This window comes from Klebsiella sp. KPN54798 (genome assembly GCF_021184225.1).
Lineage (GTDB): Bacteria > Pseudomonadota > Gammaproteobacteria > Enterobacterales > Enterobacteriaceae > Klebsiella > Klebsiella pneumoniae.
Map to the genome: position 1 here is coordinate 73,474 of NZ_CP089234.1, position 18,815 is coordinate 92,288.

Here is an 18,815-nt window from a genome sequence, read left to right on the forward strand (position 1 = left end):
TTCCTGAACGTGATTGTTATTGTGTCTCCGCTGAAGCCAACCTCTTCGGTCTTCAGGAGGTGAAAAGCGCATCTCCTCTGGTTTTGTTGTGAGAATGATCATTCTCATTTTTCCCCATTATACGATCCGTCGCGATAATGGAAAGGTTTTTTTGCTTACTTTTAGAACGCAAAAAATTAAGGCAAATAATCATGGAGAAAATAAGAATATTTTGTGAAAGTGGAGAGGGAAAATAACCATTCGGCAGCGCGATACTGGAGATAGTTAATGACACTAATCATTACAAAAAGCATTAATCCCAACGATCAACAAGAATTATTTTCCGGTCTGCGGCAGTATAATCAGCAGTATCTCGATGCGGCGCAGTTTGGCGATCTGGGGATTTACTCGCGCGATGCGCAAGGGGTAATGCAGGGCGGGCTGATTGCCAAACGCAAGGGCAACTGGCTGTGCATTGAGTATCTGTGGGTTAGCGAGACGACGCGCGGGCGCGGGCTGGGGAGCGAACTGATGCAGGAGGCGGAACAGCAGGCGCAGGCGCAAGGCTGCAGCCATCTGCTGGTGGATACCTTTAGCTTCCAGGCGCTGCCGTTTTATCAGAAATTAGGCTATCAGCTGCAGATGTCGCTGCCCGACTTCCCGCACGCAGGCATGCAGCGCCACTATTTGTCGAAGGCGCTGTAACGATCCTGGTATCCCCGGGCGGTCAGGTACCGCACCTGTGGTTGTGCCGGATGGCGGCATAAATGCCTTATCCGGCCTACACAGTCCTCCCGTAGTTTCGCCCCACCCAGGACCGGCAAGCGCAACGCCGCCGGGCAGGATATCAGGCACGGCACCTGTATTCTTGCCGGGTGGCGGCTGTTGCCTTACCCGGCCTACGGTTCGTGCTGTGCGCTCCCTGCGGCATAAGAGACATAACGCAGAAGATCAACCGGGAGCGCAATCTGCCGGGAATTAACATAGAAGTTGTAGCCCTGCTAAGCGTAGCGCGAGCAGGGAAAATCCCGGATGGCGGCGCGTGGTGTCTTATCCGGACTACAAAAGCGTCAAAACCACGCCTTAACCTCCAACGCCGTGGCCCATTAACGCCAGCGCGTGGCTGACGATGGTCTGACGGTTGACCGCCTGTAAACGCGGATCGCTGTGAATGCGTGAAAATGGCACCAGCACCAGGCTAATCACCGTGGTAAACAGCAGCTCCGGCGCCAGCGCCGGATTGATCTTGCCTTCCTGCTGCCAGCGACGCACCGTCCCCAGCATCACCTGAAAACGCTCCTCGCCGAAGCGGGCATCCATATGCTGGCGCAGAATCGGCATTTCGCCGATGATCTCCTGCATCCACAGCGGCGCGAACCAGGCGTTTTTCTCCGCCATATGCCCCAGCGTTTCGACCATCATCGTCAGCGCCAGCACCGGGTCCTGTGGATGATCGACAAAGATGCGGCTGATGTGATTGCGCAGCGGCATAAAGCGCTCCTCAATCAGCTGAGTCACCAGCGCATCCCGCGAGCTGAAGTAGTAATGCAGCATCGCCGGCGTCACCCCGGCCTCTTTGGCGATGGCGTTCAACGATACGCGGCCCGCCCCGTCGCGGGCAAACAGCGTCAGGGCGATGTCCATCAACTGTTCGCGGTTGGCGGTACCCGGTTTTTTACCGCGCGGCCGACCCGGGCGGCGGGGAGCATCCTGATCCTTTTGTGCTGTCATGATATGGCGATCTCTTGACCCGACTCATTCTTTCACTAAATATTAATTATGCATTTAATTAATTTCAAGCGAGCGTTGCAATGACTTCTCAAGTCGCTAACCCACCGGTGCAGTCGATACGCCTGCTGTTCAGCGCATTGCTGCTGGTGATGCTGCTTTCAGCGCTGGATCAGACCATTGTCTCCACCGCGCTGCCGACGATTGTCGGCGAACTGGGCGGGCTGGACAAGCTTTCCTGGGTGGTCACCGCCTATATCCTCAGCTCCACCATCGCGGTGCCGCTGTACGGTAAATTTGGCGATCTGTTCGGCCGCAAAATTGTGCTGCAGGTGGCGATTGGGCTGTTTCTCGTCGGCTCCGCGCTCTGCGGGCTGGCGCAGAATATGACCCAACTGGTACTGATGCGCGGCCTGCAGGGGCTCGGCGGCGGCGGCCTGATGGTGATCAGCATGGCGGCGGTCGCCGACGTCATCCCGCCCGCCAACCGCGGCCGCTATCAGGGGCTGTTCGGCGGCGTTTTCGGCCTGGCGACGGTGATCGGCCCGCTGATCGGCGGTTTTCTGGTGCAGCACGCCTCCTGGCGCTGGATCTTCTATATCAACCTGCCGCTCGGCCTGTTCGCGCTGCTGGTGATCGGCGCGGTATTCCACAGCAGCAATAAACGCAGCCAGCATCAGATTGACTGGCTGGGGGCGATTTATCTCAGCATGGCGCTGCTGTGCATCATCCTGTTTACCTCGGAAGGGGGCAGCGTCCATGCGTGGAATGACCCGCAGCTGTGGTGCATTCTGGCCTTCGGCATCGTGGGGATCATCGGCTTTATTTACGAAGAACGGATGGCCGCCGAGCCGATTATTCCGCTGGCGCTGTTCCGCAACCGCAGCTTCCTGCTGTGCAGCCTGATCGGCTTCGTCATCGGCATGTCGCTGTTCGGGTCAGTCACCTTCCTGCCGCTCTATCTGCAGGTGGTGAAGGAGGCGACGCCCACCGAGGCCGGGTTACAGTTAATCCCGCTGATGGGAGGCCTGCTGCTGACCTCGATTATCAGCGGGCGGATTATCAGCCGTACCGGTAAATATCGCCTGTTTCCGATCCTCGGCACCCTGCTCGGCGTGACCGGCATGGTACTGCTGACCCGCATCACCATTCACTCGCCGCTGTGGCAGCTGTACCTGTTTACCGGCGTGCTGGGAGCGGGTCTGGGGCTGGTGATGCAGGTGCTGGTCCTGGCGGTGCAGAATGCGATGCCGGCGCAGATGTACGGCGTCGCCACCTCCGGCGTGACCCTGTTCCGCTCGATTGGCGGCTCCATCGGCGTGGCGCTGTTTGGCGCGGTGTTCACGCACGTGCTGCAGAGCAACCTGCAACAACTGCTGCCGGAAGGCGCGGTGCTGCCGCCGGGAATGAATCCGGTGGCGGTCCAGCACCTGCCCGCGGATATCCGCCTCGACTACCTCGACGCCTTCGGCGCGGCGATCCACGCGGCGTTTCTGATGGCGGCCGGCATTATGGCGGTGGCGTTTGTCCTCTCATGGCTGTTAAAGGAGGCGCCGCTGAAGACCGCGACGCATTAAGCGGCCCCGGCGATGCGCAGCAGTGCCTGACGCAGCGCCGGTGCGGCAAAATCGATAAATTTGCGCAGCTTAAGCGGCGCCAGATCCCGAGCGGTATACAGCAAATGGACCGGCGCCGGATCCGGCTCGACGTTTTCCAGCAGCAGACGGAGCTCCCCGTGGCGCAGGCCATCCAGCGCCTGATAATGCAGTAAGCGGGCCACCCCCACCCCCAGCCGCGCGGCATCGGCGGCGCTCTCTGGCGTGGTGACGGATAGCACCGGCGGCAGGTTAATCAGCTGGTCCTCGCGCTCAGCGGCGCGAAAGCGCCAGCCGCGATAGGGCATCGGCGATTCAATGCGGATGATCGGCAGCGCCGCCAGATCGCGCGGCCGCTGCGGCTCGCCGTATTTCGCCAGCAGCGCCGGATGGGCGCAGGCCACAATCCGCATGGTGCCGAGGCGGGTGGCCACCATGCTGCTGTCCGCCAGGTCGCCAATCCGCACCGCCAGATCGACATGGTCGCTCACCAGGTCGGCATTGCGATCGCTGAGCAGCAAACGGACGCGAATTAGCGGGTAGCGGGCGATAAATTCACTGATTACCGGAAGAACGTGCTGGCGTCCAAACATCGTCGGCGCGGAGATCACCAGCTCACCCTTTGGCTCCTGATATTCGCCCGTCGCCTGGCGTTCGGCGTTTTCCACCTCCTCAAGGATCCGCCGCGCGGCGGCAACATAATCGACCCCGGCGTCGGTGAGCGTCAGTTTGCGGGTGGTTCGCGCCAGCAGGCGTACGCCCAGCGCGCTCTCCAGTTCGCCAATATGGCGGCTGACGGTGGTCAACGGCATATTCAGCGCCCGCGCCGCTGCCGACATGCTCCCCAGCTCGGTCACTTTCACCAGCAGCGCCATCGCGCTTAATCGATCCATTATTCTCCCGTTTTGCGGAAAGATGATTGCCACTTTACCCGTATTATCATTCTTCACAGTACAGTCCATGATGGCGCCAGACAACAGGAGGCGCTATGGCAGCAACCTTTCTCGATATCGCTATCACCCCGGACGTGATGGATGTGCAGCATGAAATGGGCAGCGACTCGCTGTGGCAAACGCCGCGCAGTCGCCGCCAGGCCGACCGCTTCGGCGACAGCGAAGCGGGGATGATCGCCACCCGCGACAGCTTTTATCTGGCGACGGTGTCGCAGAGCGGCTGGCCCTACATTCAGCATCGCGGCGGCCCGCCGGGGTTTCTGCATCTGCTGGATGACACCACCCTGGCGATGGCCGATTTCGGCGGTAACCGCCAGTACATTACTACCGGCAATCTGCGCGGCAGCGACCGGGCCTGCCTGTTTTTGATGGATTATCCGCGCCGTGCCAGGCTGAAAATCTACGCCACCGTCGAGGTCCTGGCGGCAGAGGACCACCCGCAGCTGCTGGCGCAGGTGGCGCCGGCCAACTATCGCGCCCGCATTGAACGTCTGTTTCTTTTTCATTTGCAGGCGTTTGACTGGAACTGCCCGCAGCACATTACGCCGCGCTACAGCGCGCAGCAGGTGGCGGAGTACAGCCAGAACCTGCAGCAACGTATTCATGACCTGGAGCAGGAGAATCAGCGCCTGCAGCAGCAATTAGCCCGTAGAGGAGAGTAAGCATGACCGAACAACGTCCCCCGTTACCGCCGTTTACCCGCGACAGCGCTATCCAGAAGGTCCGCGCCGCGGAAGATGGCTGGAACAGCCGCGATGCGGAAAAAGTCGCCCTGGCCTACACCGTGGATAGCGAATGGCGTAACCGCAGCGAATTTGTCCACGGTCGGGGGCAAATTGTTGAGTTCCTGCAGCGAAAATGGCGCAAGGAGCAGCAATACCGGCTGATTAAGGAGCTGTGGGCATGGCAGGAGAATCGCATTGCCGTGCGCTTCGCCTATGAGTGGTGCGACGACAGCGGCAACTGGTTTCGCTCGTATGGCAATGAGAACTGGGAGTTTGATAAGCATGGACTGATGCAGACGCGCTACGCCTGCATCAACGATCTGCCAATTAGCGAAAGCGAGCGCCTGTTCCACTGGCCGCAGGGGCGCCGCCCGGACGATCATCCGGGGCTCAGCGATCTGGGGCTGTAAAACCGGCGCTGCGCGACGGATTAATCGGCTTTCGGGAAGTCGACCACCGTGTCGTTAACCCGGTTCACCATGTTGGTGAACAGGATGGCGCTGATGGCGCTGATAATCTCAATCACCTGCTGGTCGCTAAAACCGGCGTTGCGCAGCGCGGCGACGTCGGCTTCCGGCAGCGTACCGGTGGTGGTCACCAGGGTCTGCGCGAATTTCACCAGCGCATCAAGCTGCGTCTCTTCCGCATACTCCCCGCGGCGCAGGGCGTGGATCTGCTCGCTGCTGAAGCCGGCTTTTTTCGCCATCAGGGTGTGCGCGGCCAGGCAGTAGTCACAGCCGGTGGCTTCGCTGACCGACAGATTAATCGCCTCCAGCTGTTGGGCGCTGAGGCTGCCTTTATGGAGCATCGCATTGTGCGCCAGCGCCTGCTGCAGCGCCGCCGGCGAGTGGCCGCCGATGGTGAGATAGGCGTTCGGCACTTTGCCCATCGCTTTTTTAATCCCGGCGAAAATATCGGCGGCTTTGCCGGTGGCGTCTTGTTCACGGATATCTGCTAAACGGCTCATGGTTAACTCCTGTTGTTATCGAGGGTGTGTTGGCAATGGGGTCATCTTAGGCGCTTGCCGCATGCTAGACTGGCGGTCTTCGTCTCACCTTTTTGTCTTATCGTCTCAGGAGAAGCATGGACAGTCTCAGTCATCTGCTGGCGCTGCTGGCGCCGCGCTGCGAAGTGAACCTGCACTGTCGCTTCGGCGGCCGCTGGCAGGCCGGGCACCAGCAAATGCGCAGCGGCGTGGTGCCCTGGCACGTGGTGCTGCGCGGCGAGGGGCGGCTCAACGTCGGCGGCCAGACCCATCACCTGCGCGCGGGAGATGTCGTCCTCCTGCCCCACGGTTCGCCGCACCTGATGGAGAGCCTGGTGGAGTGGGGCCAGGTGCTGCCGGTGGCGCACCGGTTTAACGGCACGGTGACGGAAATGCGCGCCGGCCCGGCGGAGGGGGCGCTGGAGATGCTGTGCGGCGAATTCTATTTTGGTCCGCACGTCAGCTGGCTGTTCAGTGAAGCATCGACGCTGATCCATCTCCATACCGATGCGCGTGAAGACTGCCCGGAGCTGGACGCGCTGCTTAATATACTGGTGCGCGAGAGCCTGGCGCAGCGTCCCGGCGGCAGCGCTATCGTGCGCAGCCTCGGCGATACGCTGCTGGTGCTCCTGCTGCGCATGCTGCTTGGCGAGCAACAGCCGCCCGGCGGGCTGCTGCGCCTGATGAGCGATGAACGCCTGATGCCGGCGGTGCTGGCGGTGATGGCGACCCCGGAGCAACCGTGGACGCTGGAGAGTATGGCCGCCCGTGCCTTTCTGTCGCGGGCCACCTTCGCCCGTCATTTTGCCCGCGTTTATCACCTGACGCCGCAGGCGTGGCTGTCGCAGCTGCGAATGGCGCTGGCCGCCCGGCTGCTGCGCCTGGAGCGTCAGACCAACCTCGAGGTCATTGCCGAACGCTGCGGCTTTCAGTCGCTGGCGTCCTTCTCGAAGCGCTTCAAAATGCGCTATGGCGTGACGCCGGGCGAGTGGCGCCGGGGCTAGCGCCTCGCGTTTCGCGAAGATGATTTTATTTCCAGTTGCGTGGTTTGCTGTTTATTACCCGACCCGAAAGTCGCTATAGTTTTGCACGAAAAAAAACAATGACATTCAGGACAGACAGGGTGAAGAGGATGAGATTACGTTTACGGGCCGCCGCCGCGGTAATGCTGGCGGGTCTGGCGCTGGTCGGCTGCGACCAAAAGGGTAATGAAGCGAAGCACATTAAGGTCGGCGTGATTAACGGCGCCGAGCAGGATGTGGCGGAAGTGGCGAAGAAGGTGGCCAAAGAGAAGTACGGTCTGGAGGTCGAGCTGGTGGGGTTCAGCGGCTCGCTGCTGCCTAACGAATCGACCAACGCCGGCGATCTGGACGCCAACGTCTTCCAGCATCGGCCTTTCCTTGAGCAGGACAACAAAGCGCATAACTATCATCTGGTGGCGGTCGGGAATACCTTCGTCTTCCCGATGGCCGGCTATTCGCGCAAGATCAAGTCAGTCGCCGAACTGAAAGACGGCGCGACGATCGCTATCCCCAACGACCCGACCAACCTCGGGCGGGCGCTACTGCTGCTGCAAAAAGAGAAGCTGATTACCCTCAAAGCCGGGACCGGCCTGCTGCCGACGGCGGTGGATATCACCGACAACCCGCATAACCTGAAGATCATGGAGCTGGAAGGGGCGCAACTGCCGCGCGTACTCGACGATCCCAAAGTCGACGTGGCCATCATCAGCACCACCTACCTGCAGCAAACCGGGCTGTCGCCGGTTCGTGACGGCATCTTTATCGAAGATAAAAACTCGCCCTACGTGAACATCATCGTGACCCGAGAAGACAATAAAGACGCGGAAAACGTGAAGGAGTTTATGCAGTCGTACCAGTCGCCGGAGGTGGCGAAGGCGGCAGAGACTATCTTCAACGGCGGCGCGGTGCCTGGCTGGTAAGCCAACACACAGGGAGAGGCGCGTATGGTACGCCAACGGCAGGCTGACCTGCTGCTGATTGCCGCGACGGTGATTGCCGCCTGCGGCTGGATATTTTCCCGCGAGGCGATCGCCGGCATGCCGGTGTTCGCGTTTCTTGGGCTGCGTTTTTTCTTCGCCGCGCTGCTTCTGCTGCCGTTCTGCCGCGGTTTTCGCCCGCAAAAGCAGCACTGGCCAAAACTCATCATCAGCGGACTCTGGTTTGCGCTCAACCTCTGCCTGTGGATCTATTCGGTCTCCACGACGGCGTCGCTCGGCGAAGGGGCGTTTATCATGAGCCTGTCGATGATGTTCGTCCCGCTGACCGCATGGGTGATGATGAAGGTGCGCCCGCCTCGCGCCTGGTGGGAGTGCCTGCCGATCGCGGTGGTAGGCCTGGGGCTGCTCAGTCTGCATATGCCGATAGCCTTCCACCCCAGCCAGGGCTGGTTTTTGCTGACGGCGCTGGTGCAGTCAATCTGGTTCTGTTACACCAGCCGCTGCGCGCGTGAAGTACCGCTGATCCCCCTGACCACCGTGCAGCTGGCGATCACCGGTATCGTCGGGTTGACCATCTCCGCTGCCGTTGAACGCTGGGACCAGCCGATGACCCTGCCGACTCTCGGCTGGTTGGTGGCCAGCATTGTCATCGCTACCAGCCTGCGCTTCGGTCTGCAGATGAAGGGGCAGAAGTACGCGGCGGTGGCCAGCGCGGCGATCATCATGGTGCTCGAACCGCTGCTGACGGTCATTGCCGCCGCGCTGTGGTACGGCGAACAGCTGCCGCTGCAGAAGATTATCGGCGGCGTGCTGATCCTCGTGGCCCAGCTGTGGTTCCGCTGGCGGATGCTTAAGCCGTAAGCGAGCCGCTTCGCCGCTGCGCCATCAGCTGCAGCAGCGGCACCAGCGACAGCCCGTCCGGCATCTCGCCGCGGGCGATCAGTTGGTTTATCTCGTCGAAGGTAAACCAGCCGGTCTCCATCACCTCATCCTGATCTGCATCCATCCCCACCCAGCGTAAACCGGTGGCCAGCCAGGTGATAAATAGCTGATCGCTGCTGCCGTAGGAGGGGTTAAAGCGAATGATCTCCTCAACGCGTTGCGCCTGCCAGCCGGTCTCTTCCCGCAGCTCGCGCAGTGCGGCGACCGCCGGGTCTTCCCCTTCATCGACGCCGCCAGAAGGTATCGCCCACACCACCTTATCGATCAGGTAGCGGTAGTGGCGAATCAGCAGCACTTTCTCATCCTGGATGGCCACAATCCCCACCGCCGGGCGCGGGTAATAAATGGAATAAAAGTCGCGGCGCTCGCCGGGGGCGACATCAATACCCACCTTACGCATGCTGAACCACGGCGTCTCGGCGATGACCTGCGGGTCGTGCATATCGGCGGCGGTCAGTTTCTTTTTCATCCTGCCACTCCTGTCAAAAATTGAGCCTTAAGAACAACATAGCCGGAGGCGGATGGCAACCGCCGCAGGTTGGCCCGATTTCATCGATCATTGCCCAAACGCCCCTGTTGAGCCAGGCGGGGACTCAGTACGATGTTCGTCAGATGACCCCAGAGGAACGCCAACATGAACATCACCCACATCCGTAATGCGACCCAGATTATTGACTACGCCGGGAAAAGATTTCTCATCGATCCGATGCTGGCGGACAAAGGCGCCTGGCCGGGTTTTCCGGGCACCGCGCGCAGCGAATTGCGCAATCCGCTGGTTGAGCTGCCGTTTTCCCGCGATAAAATTATCGACGTTGATGCGGTGATCGTCACCCATACCCATGACGATCACTGGGACGCGGCGGCGATCGCCGCGATCCCGAAAACCCTGCCGGTGTTCGTCCAGCATGAGGCCGACGCCGCGCTGCTGCGCAGCCAGGGATTTCAGGATCTGCGCCTGCTGTCGGCAGACAGCGAATTTGCCGGCGTGCGTCTGCTGAAAACCACCTCCGGCCAACACGGCAGCGACCGCACCTACGCGGTGCCGGCGATGGCTGAACGCCTGGGCGAGGCCTGCGGCGTGGTGTTTCGCCATCCGCAGGAGAAGACGCTGTGGCTGATGGGGGATACCATCTGGCGTGATGACATTGCAGCCGACCTGCTGAAGCTGCGCCCGGACGTGGTGGTGTTGAACGCCGGCTACGCCCACGTCATCGGCTTTGGCCCGATTATCATGGGCAAGGAAGATCTCCTGAACGTGCACTTCACCCTGCCGGAAGCGAAAATCATGGCTATCCACCTCGAGGCGGTCAACCACTGTCTGGTGAGCCGGGAAGAGATGCGCCAGTATGCGCTGGATAATCAGATTGCCGATGTGGTGAGTATCCCGCAGGATGGGGAAACCGTGGTTTATTAACATGCGCAAGGGGAAAGGACGATGAAACTCACCGACGTGGCGATTGTCGCTGTAGAGGGCTTTAGCCCGTTTCACTACGCCGTCCCCTGCATGCTGTTTGGCGATTCGGTTTCGGAAATCAAACGCTTTAATCTGCACATTTGCGCCGAGCGGCCGGGGCTGCTGCGCGCCCGCGATGGTTTTGCGCTGTACGCCACCGGCGATTTCGCCGCGCTGGAACAGGCGGATATCGTGGTGGTGCCTTACTGGGGCGAGGTCGATCGGCGTCCGCCGCAGGCGCTGCTTGATAGCCTGGTGCGGGCCCGGGATAACGGCGCGGAGATTGTCGGCCTGTGTCTCGGCGCGTTTGTCCTCGGCTACGCCGGGCTGCTGGATGGCAGGCGAGCGGCGACTCACTGGGAGTTCGAGCAGGATTTCCAGCGCCGGTTTCCGCAGGTGCAGCTGGATATCAACGCCCTGTACGTCGACGACCAGCGGATCATTACTTCGGCGGGCACCGCGGCGGCGCTGGACTGTTGCCTCTACATCATCCGCCAGCGTTTCGGCAGCCTCGCGGCCAACCAGATCGCCCGGCGGATGATTGTTTCGCCGCACCGCGAGGGCGGCCAGGCGCAGTTTATCGCCCAGCCGGTGCCGAAAAACACCCGCGATGCGCGAATCAACTGCCTGCTGGATTATCTGCAGCAGCATATTGCCGAGCCGCACAGTCTCGATTCGCTGGCCCGGGTGGTGGCGATGAGCCGCCGTACCCTGACCCGCCACTTCGCCCGGGCAACCGGGATGAGCATTACCGACTGGCTGACCGCCGAACGTCTGCGCCGCAGCCAGACTCTGCTTGAGGCGGGCGATCTGCCGGTCGAGCAGGTGGCGGAGGCGGTGGGCTATCTTTCAGCGGTCACCTGGCGCCAGCAGTTTAAAGCGCGCTTTGGCGTCAGCCCGACGGAATGGCGGCGTACCTTTCGTCGCGGCGCTTAGCCGGCGAGGGTCGCACTGTCGATCACGAAGCGGTATTTCACGTCACCCTTGACCATTCTTTCCCAGGCTTCGTTGATCTCATCGCCGCGGATCAGTTCGATATCGGCGACGATGCCGTGTTCGGCGCAGAAGTCGAGCATCTCCTGAGTTTCCGGAATACCGCCGATCATCGAGCCGGCAATCGACCGGCGGCGGAAGATCAGATTGAACACTTCCGGCGACGGATGCGGCGTGGTCGGGGCGCCAACCAGCGTCATGGTGCCATCGCGTTTCAGCAGCGTGGTGAAGGCATCGAGATTGTGCGGCGCCGCCACGGTGTTGAGGATGAAATCGAAGCTTTTGACGTGGGCCGCCATTTCGTCTTCATTGCGCGACACCACTACGTCATCGGCGCCCAGCGCTCTGGCCGCATTACGCTTGGATTCGGAGGTGGTAAAGGCCACCACGTGGGCCCCCATGGCGTGGGCCAACTTGATCCCCATATGCCCGAGGCCGCCGATGCCGACCACGCCGACTTTTTTACCCGGCCCGACGTGCCAGTGGCGCAGCGGCGAGTATGTCGTGATCCCGGCGCACAGCAGCGGCGCGACGGCGGCCAGCTGCGCTTCGGGATGGGTTATCCGCAGCACGTAGCGTTCATTGACCACGATCTGCTGTGAATAACCGCCAAGCGTGTGTCCCGGCGCGTCCTGGGTCGGCCCGTTATAGGTCAGCACCATGTGGTCGCAGTAGTTTTCCAGCCCCTCGGCGCACTCTTCGCACTGTTGACAGCTATCGACCATACAGCCGACGCCCACCAGATCGCCGACGGCGTAGCGCGAGACGGCGTTGCCGACCGCGGTCACCCGACCCACAATTTCATGCCCCGGCACGCAGGGATACAGCGTTCCTGCCCATTCCGATCGCGCCTGGTGGAGATCGGAGTGGCAGACGCCGCAGTAAGCGATGGCGATCTGTACATCCTGCGGCCCCGGGTCGCGGCGGGTGATGGCCATTGATTCCAGCGGCTGGCTGGCGGAGTAGGTACCAATAGCGTTGATCAGCATAGCGAAACCTCTTCTTGATGAATGGACTCAATAGAACGGGAGGGGAATGCGGGTGGTCAGTGGCATCGATAAGCGTAGCCTGGACTGGCCGAGATGCGAGGGGGAAAGCGGTAGAGAAACCCTCAGGCGCGGCGTTAGCCAGCGCAGTAAATAATAAGGTGGCCTTATCTTTATCGCCGCTAAGCCTTATAGGTAATTAAGGCTCATCGTATTTTTTATTCCTGTAAAATAGAGATAAATAGTTATTGCAGATAATGATGCTTACACTCTTTTTATCCTCGTAACGTCTTGTCTTTTATTCGTTAATTCACCTGTTGATACTATGATTCTCAACGAATCACTTTTTCAACCTGACCTGATGGCATAAAAACCATGTCGATCCCTGCAGCCAGCCTCTCTACTGACCAGGCGTTACCGTCTTTTTATTACGGAAGACAGACAAAGCCGTTATTCGCGGTGGAATCCCTGTTATCTGCGTTCCTGCCCGCCAGCTCACCCTTTGCGCTGCCGCGATCGACCTATTATCGTTTTCCGCCGACCCAGGCTGAATCCGGATTAATTCTGCTCGAAGAGGGGATTGCCTCGCTATGCCATGCGGAAAACAACATGGTGATATCAACGATATTTGCCCCTTCGCTATTGGGATTAATCGATGGTTACGGCGTCTTTAACGGTATTCCGGAAAAACACCACTGCTCTCTGTTTGCTGAGACAGATTTGCGCGGACGCTGGATAGGACACCAGGCCGCGGTCGAGATCCTCAATGCGCAAAACCTGTGGCAGGAGATGGCCCATGTTCTGGCGCAGCGGCTGATGGTGTTGAGCATGCGTTCGCAGGAGATGGTGGGGGTGGATTCTTATCCGATGGTGCGAACCCTGCTAACAGAGCTGGCGGACTATCCGGAGGCATATCGTCGCCAAATCAACGTCCTGAGCTTTATTCAGCGCCGTACCAACCTGTCGCGCAGCCGCATTATGTCGATTCTGTCGGAGCTGCGCAAAGGTGGTTACATTACGGTCCATCGCGGTGTGCTGAGGACCATCGCCCACCCGCTTCCCGCCCACTTTTAAACCCGCGCGGCGGAGGGGCGTGATTTTCCCACCCCTCGTGAATCAAACCTGCTAAGGCTCAACCGGCGTCAGAAAGTCCAGCCGCAGCGGCTCAGCCAGCAGAGACTCCATCTGCGCCATAAACGCCTGAAAATAGGGCATCGCGACATGGGCATCGAGGGCGTCCTGTCCCTGCCACGCCTCGCGCATATAGAAGGTGTCCGGCGCGTCGCGCAGCTGAAACAGGGCATAGTCGAGGTTGCCCGGCTCCTGTCTCGTCGGCAGGAGCAGCGCCTGCAGGGCCTGACGCAGGGCGTCCGTTTGGCCCGGTTTCGCCTTGAGCACGGCGATAAGCGATATCATCTTAAAACCCCTCCAGCACGATCTTGCCGACGGCGCGTCCGGTTTCCAGCTGGCGATGCGCTTTCTGCAGATTGGCGGCGGTGATGGCGCCGTAGTGTTCGCCAAGGGTGGTTTTGATAGTGTGGTTGTCGATCAGCGCCGCCACGCGGGTGAGCAGCTGATGCTGGGCGATCATATCATCCGTCTCAAACATTGAACGGGTGAACATAAATTCCCAGTGCAGGGACAGGCTTTTCGCTTTCAGCGGCACCACGTCCAGGGTCTCCGGGTCATCAATCAGCGCCAGCTTGCCCTGCGGGGCGAGGGCGTCGATCAGCGCGTTGAAGTGCTGCTCGGTATTGGTCAGGCTGGCGACATGGGTTACCGACGTGATACCAATGCGCGCCAGCTCGTCGGCGAGCGGCTTGCTATGATCGATCACATGGTGCGCGCCCGCCTCGCGGACCCACTGCTGGCTCTCGGGACGCGAGGCGGTGCCGATCACCGTCATGGCGGTCAGTTTACTGGCCAGCTGGGTCAGGATAGACCCCACGCCGCCCGCCGCGCCGACGATTAGCAGCGTGTCGCCCGCATTGCCGCCTTCCTCAACGCCGAGACGGTGAAACAGCAGCTCCCAGGCGGTGATCGCCGTCAGCGGCAGCGCGGCGGCGGAGGCATTATCGAGGGTGCGCGGTTTGTGCGCCACCAGGCGCTCATCCACCAGCTGATATTCACTGTTGCTGCCGGCCCGGCCCAGCGCGCCGGCGTACCAGACCTCGTCCCCGGGCGCGAACAGCGTCACTTCCTCACCGACGGACTGCACCACGCCAACGGCGTCCCAGCCCAGCACCCGCGGCGTGTCACCCTGAAAGCCGGCGCGCACTTTGGTGTCTACCGGATTGACCGAGATAGCCTTCACAGCGACCAGCAGATCACGCCCGTGGGCGGTGGGGATCGGCAGGTCGATCTCGGTTAAAGAAGGGATGTTGTTGCCGTCAGCGGCGGCTTGAGTAATGGCGATAGCTTTCATAACTGCTCCGGTCTGTGATTCGGGTGAATGAAAAGATGGAGCCATCGTAGACCGCTGCCGGGAGGGGAAAAACGGGCTAACGGCAATAACAGTTATATGCAGAAAGTGAAAATCAGCCCACCTGATAGAAGTCGAGCATCACCCCATCCTGGGTCCGGCCACCGGCGCAGATAAACAGCGAGGTGGTTAGCCAGCTGAGCGCGGGAGCATCCACCTCAAAGGTGGGCACGGTGCGAAAATAGATGGCTTCAGGCGGAATATCGCTAAAAAAGCGCATATCGTCGGCGAAAAGCTGGTCATGATACTGGGCCGGCACCCGGCGGATGCCATTGTTTTCCACATAGACCGTGCCTTCCGCCACCTGTAGGGCATAGCGGGCGGACAGCCTGCAGGTGCCGTCGGGTTCGATTATCTGGCTGTCGACGCCGCCGGGTAATACGTGGCCGCGAAGTTGACCCGAGACGCTGCCGCCGACAATCGGGATCAGCTGGCGCTTACCGGTCTGCGGGCTGCGGGAGACGATTATCGGTTTATCAACCTGGATGGTAATGGAAAAACAGTGTCTGAGTTCGGGGTCATTATGGCTCTCCTGTTTCGGTTGCTAACGGCACGCGGCCACCGCGCCAGTGTAACGGGTTTGCGAGAGACAAAATAACGCAGGGTTTGGATGAAAATGATTGGCTGGGATGATGAGTTTGGGGGCTCAGGTTGGTATGGCGTGGCTTTGGGAGAGCAGAGGCAAACTGGCGGAAGATCACAGGAAATGACATTAATTATTCTGCACAGGACAGCGATATTTTAACGGCCATCGGATACAGGCCTGACGCGCCGTCGCGGGATGATAATCATGAAAAATTCACCCCTGCACAGAACATGATTTACGCCCGCCGACGCGCCGGGCTGGCCGCGCAGTAGCCTGTCAAAAAATCCCCGTAAATCCCGTCATTTTTCCCGAATTAAGCCATGCATCCATAAGGTGCATGGTTTTGCATGCGTTTTCCTGCTCCTGCATTCCCTGCCAGCGCCAGCCGCGGCGCAGCCTGAGGCCACCTTTGCACCTGCATTAAAAGTAGTCCCTTAAGCGGGCAGGCGTGGCGGGGAGAGCATTGCGCGCCGAGATAGCAACAACAATTTATTTTTCTTTTATGGCATTTTCTAAAAAATCGAAGAATTCTTTTACTAATCGATCATTGTTATCGCTAGTAAAACTTCGTTTATAAAACCCTATGCACGCAGAGAAAATGGCTCTGCTTGTTAATTCGCTATATCTAGATGAATATAATGGATCTACCCCACGATATAAAGACCATGCGCCGTGAGTAATATTAGATCTGATTTCATACATTTCTTTTGAAACCTTAGCCCAGTCTTTTTCATCAGGATAATAAATGGAAACCAATGACGATACTCGGCTTACGAAGTTTTTAGTTGTAGACTCATCCTTTTTCTCGCTTGGAAGGCTTACCAATCGTTCTAGGGCTGTTGCTAATTTTACTATGCGTGAACTATCATCTTTATCCTGTTGAGCGCTGCTAAACAAATAAATGGCATCAATCAATCGATCAGCAATTATTGTTCTCTCATTGGGTTCTATGGCTAGATCTATTAGACGAGACAGTACCTCCCCTAAGTCTGAATTATAATCACTTTCAAATTTATCCCAGAATTTGTCGCTCCAAGTTATTCTTCCCTTGGATGAGTGATTATAGTTGAAATCATTATTTGATGTTCTTGTGAAGTAAAAACCTTCATAATTAGGATATGGACTCGTTGAAAGGCTCAAGAAATCAGGTGATATGTGATAATGTTCACTGAATAATTGGAGTATTCCAACTACAAACCCTGCAATGTTTTTAGCTATTCTCTCTCGGCTTTTCTTAGAGCGCTTGCTAACTGGAATTCTTAAGAAATGTCCGTAGTGATATTTATGTGCAGAGCAAAATCTTCTGGATAATAATATTTGTTCTTCTGTAAGGTTATCGTTAATCATTGAGTACATATGCTGTGCTGATATAATCTCAGCGCGACCAATGCATATCTTCTCTTTATCAAGGCCATGGGCCAAGATAGGGAAAAAGAAATCTTCTTGTATCATTTCTCTCTTTGTTTTTTTTAGTGCTTTATTGAGAAGTTGGGTATATCCTTTTATGCCATCGTCACCGTCATCAATGAAAGTATGAACATAAAGACTTTTCTTTATATTTTCAACAAACTCATCAACTGTGACTAACATTTCTAGCCTATTTGATTTTATGAACCTTGCGGATATTAAATGCAATCTCTCATTTGAAGCGTATGAAAGATGTATTTGCCTTTGTGGAATTGTTCTATTCTTTGAGATTAACTCAATCGGTGCATTTATTGTCATTCCGATTGAACCAAAATCTCTATTGTACTCTTGATTATAAAACTCTCTAAAATTAGGTGAATCTAATCCAACATCTATTCTAAATGCTTCTGAGATCACAAAGTCAAAATCTTTTACATCATCTAAACTTGCACTCATTATTTTCACCTTTTGGGCTCAGTGAAAAGATCACTATACCACTGCATCATTTTCGTTCGATCTTCTATGTATTGAGCATGATTGTAAATGCCGCGAATTTTATTTTTATCAACGTGCGCTAATTGCATTTCAATCCATGCACTATCAAATCCCTGCTCATGCAGGATAGTGGACATTGTATGTCTGAATCCGTGACCTGTGGCACGGCCTTTGTAGCCAAGTAACTCAATCACTTGAGAGACACTTTCTTTCGAAATTGGCTTACTGCGGTTTTTTCTGCCGATAAAAATATAAGGATAATGACCGGTAATAGGCTTGAGTTGCCTAAAGAGGTCAATGACCTGGGTAGATAAAGGAACAATATGCGGCCTACGCATTTTCATCCGTTCTGCTGGGATTTCCCAAATTGCCTTTTCTAAATCAATTTCATCCCCCGTAGCAAAGCGCATCTCCTGCGTTCTTACACCAGTTAGCATGATTATCTTTGTAGCATTTTTGGTGATGATGCTACCGGTGTACGCTTCCAGATCACGAATAAAATGAGGTAATTCTTCGGCAGATAAAAAAGGGTGGTGCTTCTGCTTAGGAACGGCCAAGGCGATAGCTAAATCAGGTGCTGGGTTATATTCAGCGCGGCCAGTTATAATTGCATATCGATAAACCTCGCCACATCTTTGGCGCACTTTGCGTGTTTTCTCCAGCGCTCCACGCTTCTCTATTCGCCGCAATACTTCAAGCAGTTCTAACGGCTTGATTTCACTGTTAGGGCGTTTACCAATGAACGGGAACACATCTTTCTCGAATGTCTTAATGATTTCTTCGCGATAGGCCACTGTCCAGCGGTCAGCTTTGTTAGTGTGCCATTCTCGACATATGGCTTCGAAAGAGTTTTCTGTTGATAGCTTCTGAGCGAGTTTTTGTGATTTGCGTTCCTCAACGGGGTCAATGCCATTTGCAACCTGCTTACGGGACGTCTCGCGTTTCTCACGTGCTTCTGCGAGGCTCACAAGGTCGTAGCTACCAAATGACATTAACCGCGCTTTCCCAGCAAGGCGGAAACGGAACCGCCAGCCCTTCGAGCCATCGGGGTTGATAAGCAACGACAGGCCTTGCCCATCGTTCAATGTATATGGCTTTTCTTGGGGCTTTGCTCGTTTGATTTGTATATCTGTAAGTGCCATGTGTATAAGCCAAAAATGTGTATAAAAAATCTATACACATCACTATACATATTTATCTTGGATTCAGTGAGAACTTGTCGGACGGTTACGGATGAGTCATTTACAATATGTGTTGAAAATAAAGGTTTTTTAGACGTTCTCGGATGGCTGCGGAGAAATTTTGGCGGAAGATCACAGGAGTTGAACCTGCCCGGGACCGCTGGCGGCCCCAACTGGATTTGAAGTCCAGCCACCTCACCGGAGATGACGATCTTCCGCGCCTCGATTGCTACATGGAGGCGGGGCGCATTATAGCTACTTTCAGCCGTTTACCACATACCTAAACGCACTTTTTTACTGTTAAAACTGGACTTTACAGAACAGTCCTGGACAAATCCTCACAAAATCCGTGAGTTACACTTTTT

Annotated in this window: 22 protein-coding genes, 1 tRNA gene and 1 pseudogene; 12 read left to right on the plus strand and 12 right to left on the minus strand. The window is 57.2% G+C overall.

What is annotated here, in order from left to right; all coding sequences use genetic code 11:
- The first annotated feature begins 94 nt into the window (after positions 1–94).
- Positions 95–217: a hypothetical protein gene (locus LPQ25_RS00360; protein ID WP_004150240.1), complete on the plus strand. Its 123-nt coding sequence runs from the start codon at positions 95–97 to the stop codon at positions 215–217.
- Here the strand turns inward: LPQ25_RS00360 and LPQ25_RS00365 are convergent.
- Positions 177–293, minus strand: a complete 117-nt coding sequence (locus tag LPQ25_RS00365) for a hypothetical protein (protein WP_014343452.1) — start codon at positions 291–293, stop codon at positions 177–179. The genes LPQ25_RS00360 and LPQ25_RS00365 overlap by 41 nt on opposite strands.
- Between LPQ25_RS00365 and LPQ25_RS00370 the strand changes: the two genes are divergently transcribed.
- Positions 268–684, plus strand: a complete 417-nt coding sequence (locus tag LPQ25_RS00370; RefSeq protein ID WP_002923062.1) for a GNAT family N-acetyltransferase — start codon at positions 268–270, stop codon at positions 682–684. The genes LPQ25_RS00365 and LPQ25_RS00370 overlap by 26 nt on opposite strands.
- Positions 685–1,062: 378 nt before the next feature.
- On the opposite strand, the gene LPQ25_RS00375 is transcribed toward LPQ25_RS00370, so the two are convergent.
- On the minus strand, positions 1,063–1,710 hold the full coding sequence (locus tag LPQ25_RS00375; protein ID WP_002923038.1) for a TetR/AcrR family transcriptional regulator: 648 nt from the start codon (positions 1,708–1,710) through the stop codon (positions 1,063–1,065).
- An 80-nt stretch (positions 1,711–1,790) separates the two neighbouring features.
- Between LPQ25_RS00375 and LPQ25_RS00380 the strand changes: the two genes are divergently transcribed.
- Positions 1,791–3,284 (plus strand): MDR family MFS transporter, encoded by a 1,494-nt coding sequence (locus LPQ25_RS00380; RefSeq protein WP_004145022.1) that lies wholly within the window; start codon positions 1,791–1,793, stop codon positions 3,282–3,284.
- On the opposite strand, the gene LPQ25_RS00385 is transcribed toward LPQ25_RS00380, so the two are convergent.
- Entirely contained in the window at positions 3,281–4,252 is a 972-nt protein-coding gene (locus LPQ25_RS00385) for a LysR family transcriptional regulator (RefSeq protein WP_014343450.1), read from the minus strand. The two genes, LPQ25_RS00380 and LPQ25_RS00385, sit on opposite strands and share 4 nt — an antisense overlap.
- Positions 4,253–4,290: 38 nt before the next feature.
- Between LPQ25_RS00385 and LPQ25_RS00390 the strand changes: the two genes are divergently transcribed.
- Positions 4,291–4,917, plus strand: a complete 627-nt coding sequence (locus LPQ25_RS00390) for a pyridoxamine 5'-phosphate oxidase family protein (protein ID WP_002923018.1) — start codon at positions 4,291–4,293, stop codon at positions 4,915–4,917.
- Positions 4,918–4,919: 2 nt separating this feature from the next.
- On the plus strand, positions 4,920–5,390 hold the full coding sequence (locus tag LPQ25_RS00395) for a nuclear transport factor 2 family protein (RefSeq protein ID WP_002923016.1): 471 nt from the start codon (positions 4,920–4,922) through the stop codon (positions 5,388–5,390).
- A gap of 20 nt (positions 5,391–5,410) precedes the next feature.
- Here LPQ25_RS00395 and LPQ25_RS00400 read toward each other — a convergent pair whose 3' ends face one another.
- Complete coding sequence (locus LPQ25_RS00400; protein ID WP_004151510.1) at positions 5,411–5,947, minus strand: carboxymuconolactone decarboxylase family protein; 537 nt, start codon at positions 5,945–5,947, stop codon at positions 5,411–5,413.
- Between the two features lie 116 nt (positions 5,948–6,063).
- Between LPQ25_RS00400 and LPQ25_RS00405 the strand changes: the two genes are divergently transcribed.
- From LPQ25_RS00405 to LPQ25_RS00415, 3 genes are all read left to right on the plus strand, one after another.
- A complete protein-coding gene (locus LPQ25_RS00405; protein ID WP_004150236.1) occupies positions 6,064–6,969 on the plus strand; it encodes an AraC family transcriptional regulator in 906 nt (301 codons plus the stop codon).
- 128 nt (positions 6,970–7,097) lie between these two features.
- Positions 7,098–7,907, plus strand: coding sequence for a lipoprotein NlpA (gene nlpA, locus LPQ25_RS00410; RefSeq protein ID WP_004212461.1), 810 nt, complete (start codon positions 7,098–7,100; stop codon positions 7,905–7,907).
- Between the two features lie 24 nt (positions 7,908–7,931).
- The gene (locus LPQ25_RS00415) at positions 7,932–8,786 is read left to right on the plus strand and encodes a DMT family transporter (RefSeq protein WP_002922972.1); all 855 of its coding nucleotides are present in this window, start codon (positions 7,932–7,934) and stop codon (positions 8,784–8,786) included.
- Here the strand turns inward: LPQ25_RS00415 and LPQ25_RS00420 are convergent.
- On the minus strand, positions 8,776–9,336 hold the full coding sequence (locus LPQ25_RS00420) for an NUDIX domain-containing protein (protein WP_014906752.1): 561 nt from the start codon (positions 9,334–9,336) through the stop codon (positions 8,776–8,778). The two genes, LPQ25_RS00415 and LPQ25_RS00420, sit on opposite strands and share 11 nt — an antisense overlap.
- A gap of 165 nt (positions 9,337–9,501) precedes the next feature.
- Here LPQ25_RS00420 and LPQ25_RS00425 point away from each other — a divergent pair, with 165 nt between their 5' ends.
- Together LPQ25_RS00425 and LPQ25_RS00430 are read left to right on the plus strand one after the other, a co-directional pair.
- Entirely contained in the window at positions 9,502–10,281 is a 780-nt protein-coding gene (locus LPQ25_RS00425; protein WP_014906753.1) for an MBL fold metallo-hydrolase, read from the plus strand.
- Between the two features lie 21 nt (positions 10,282–10,302).
- On the plus strand, positions 10,303–11,256 hold the full coding sequence (locus LPQ25_RS00430) for a GlxA family transcriptional regulator (RefSeq protein WP_014906754.1): 954 nt from the start codon (positions 10,303–10,305) through the stop codon (positions 11,254–11,256).
- Here LPQ25_RS00430 and LPQ25_RS00435 read toward each other — a convergent pair.
- A complete protein-coding gene (locus LPQ25_RS00435) occupies positions 11,253–12,302 on the minus strand; it encodes an NAD(P)-dependent alcohol dehydrogenase (RefSeq protein ID WP_014906755.1) in 1,050 nt (349 codons plus the stop codon). The genes LPQ25_RS00430 and LPQ25_RS00435 overlap by 4 nt on opposite strands.
- 372 nt (positions 12,303–12,674) lie before the next feature.
- On the opposite strand from LPQ25_RS00435, the gene LPQ25_RS00440 reads away from it, so the two are divergent.
- Positions 12,675–13,373 (plus strand): winged helix-turn-helix transcriptional regulator, encoded by a 699-nt coding sequence (locus LPQ25_RS00440; RefSeq protein ID WP_014906756.1) that lies wholly within the window; start codon positions 12,675–12,677, stop codon positions 13,371–13,373.
- A gap of 51 nt (positions 13,374–13,424) precedes the next feature.
- Here the strand turns inward: LPQ25_RS00440 and LPQ25_RS00445 are convergent, their stop codons facing one another.
- The 3 genes from LPQ25_RS00445 to LPQ25_RS00455 all read right to left on the minus strand — a co-directional run bounded on the left by LPQ25_RS00445 (position 13,425) and on the right by LPQ25_RS00455 (position 15,274).
- Entirely contained in the window at positions 13,425–13,715 is a 291-nt protein-coding gene (locus LPQ25_RS00445; protein ID WP_004889187.1) for a putative quinol monooxygenase, read from the minus strand.
- Position 13,716: 1 nt separating this feature from the next.
- Complete coding sequence (locus tag LPQ25_RS00450) at positions 13,717–14,724, minus strand: zinc-binding alcohol dehydrogenase family protein (protein WP_002922964.1); 1,008 nt, start codon at positions 14,722–14,724, stop codon at positions 13,717–13,719.
- Between the two features lie 112 nt (positions 14,725–14,836).
- Positions 14,837–15,274, minus strand: coding sequence for a DUF3237 family protein (locus tag LPQ25_RS00455; RefSeq protein WP_232160807.1), 438 nt, complete (start codon positions 15,272–15,274; stop codon positions 14,837–14,839).
- 209 nt (positions 15,275–15,483) lie between these two features.
- Between LPQ25_RS00455 and LPQ25_RS00460 the strand changes: the two are divergent.
- Positions 15,484–15,639: pseudogene (locus LPQ25_RS00460) on the plus strand (phage polarity suppression protein); the annotation flags it as partial.
- 217 nt (positions 15,640–15,856) lie between these two features.
- Here the strand turns inward: LPQ25_RS00460 and LPQ25_RS00465 are convergent.
- The 3 genes from LPQ25_RS00465 to LPQ25_RS00475 form a co-directional block, all read right to left on the minus strand.
- A complete protein-coding gene (locus LPQ25_RS00465; protein ID WP_041937799.1) occupies positions 15,857–17,230 on the minus strand; it encodes a HEPN domain-containing protein in 1,374 nt (457 codons plus the stop codon).
- Positions 17,231–17,235: 5 nt separating this feature from the next.
- The gene (locus LPQ25_RS00470; protein ID WP_014906760.1) at positions 17,236–18,411 is read right to left on the minus strand and encodes a tyrosine-type recombinase/integrase; all 1,176 of its coding nucleotides are present in this window, start codon (positions 18,409–18,411) and stop codon (positions 17,236–17,238) included.
- 161 nt (positions 18,412–18,572) lie between these two features.
- Positions 18,573–18,667 (minus strand) — tRNA-Sec (locus LPQ25_RS00475).
- Positions 18,668–18,815: the final 148 nt, after the last annotated feature.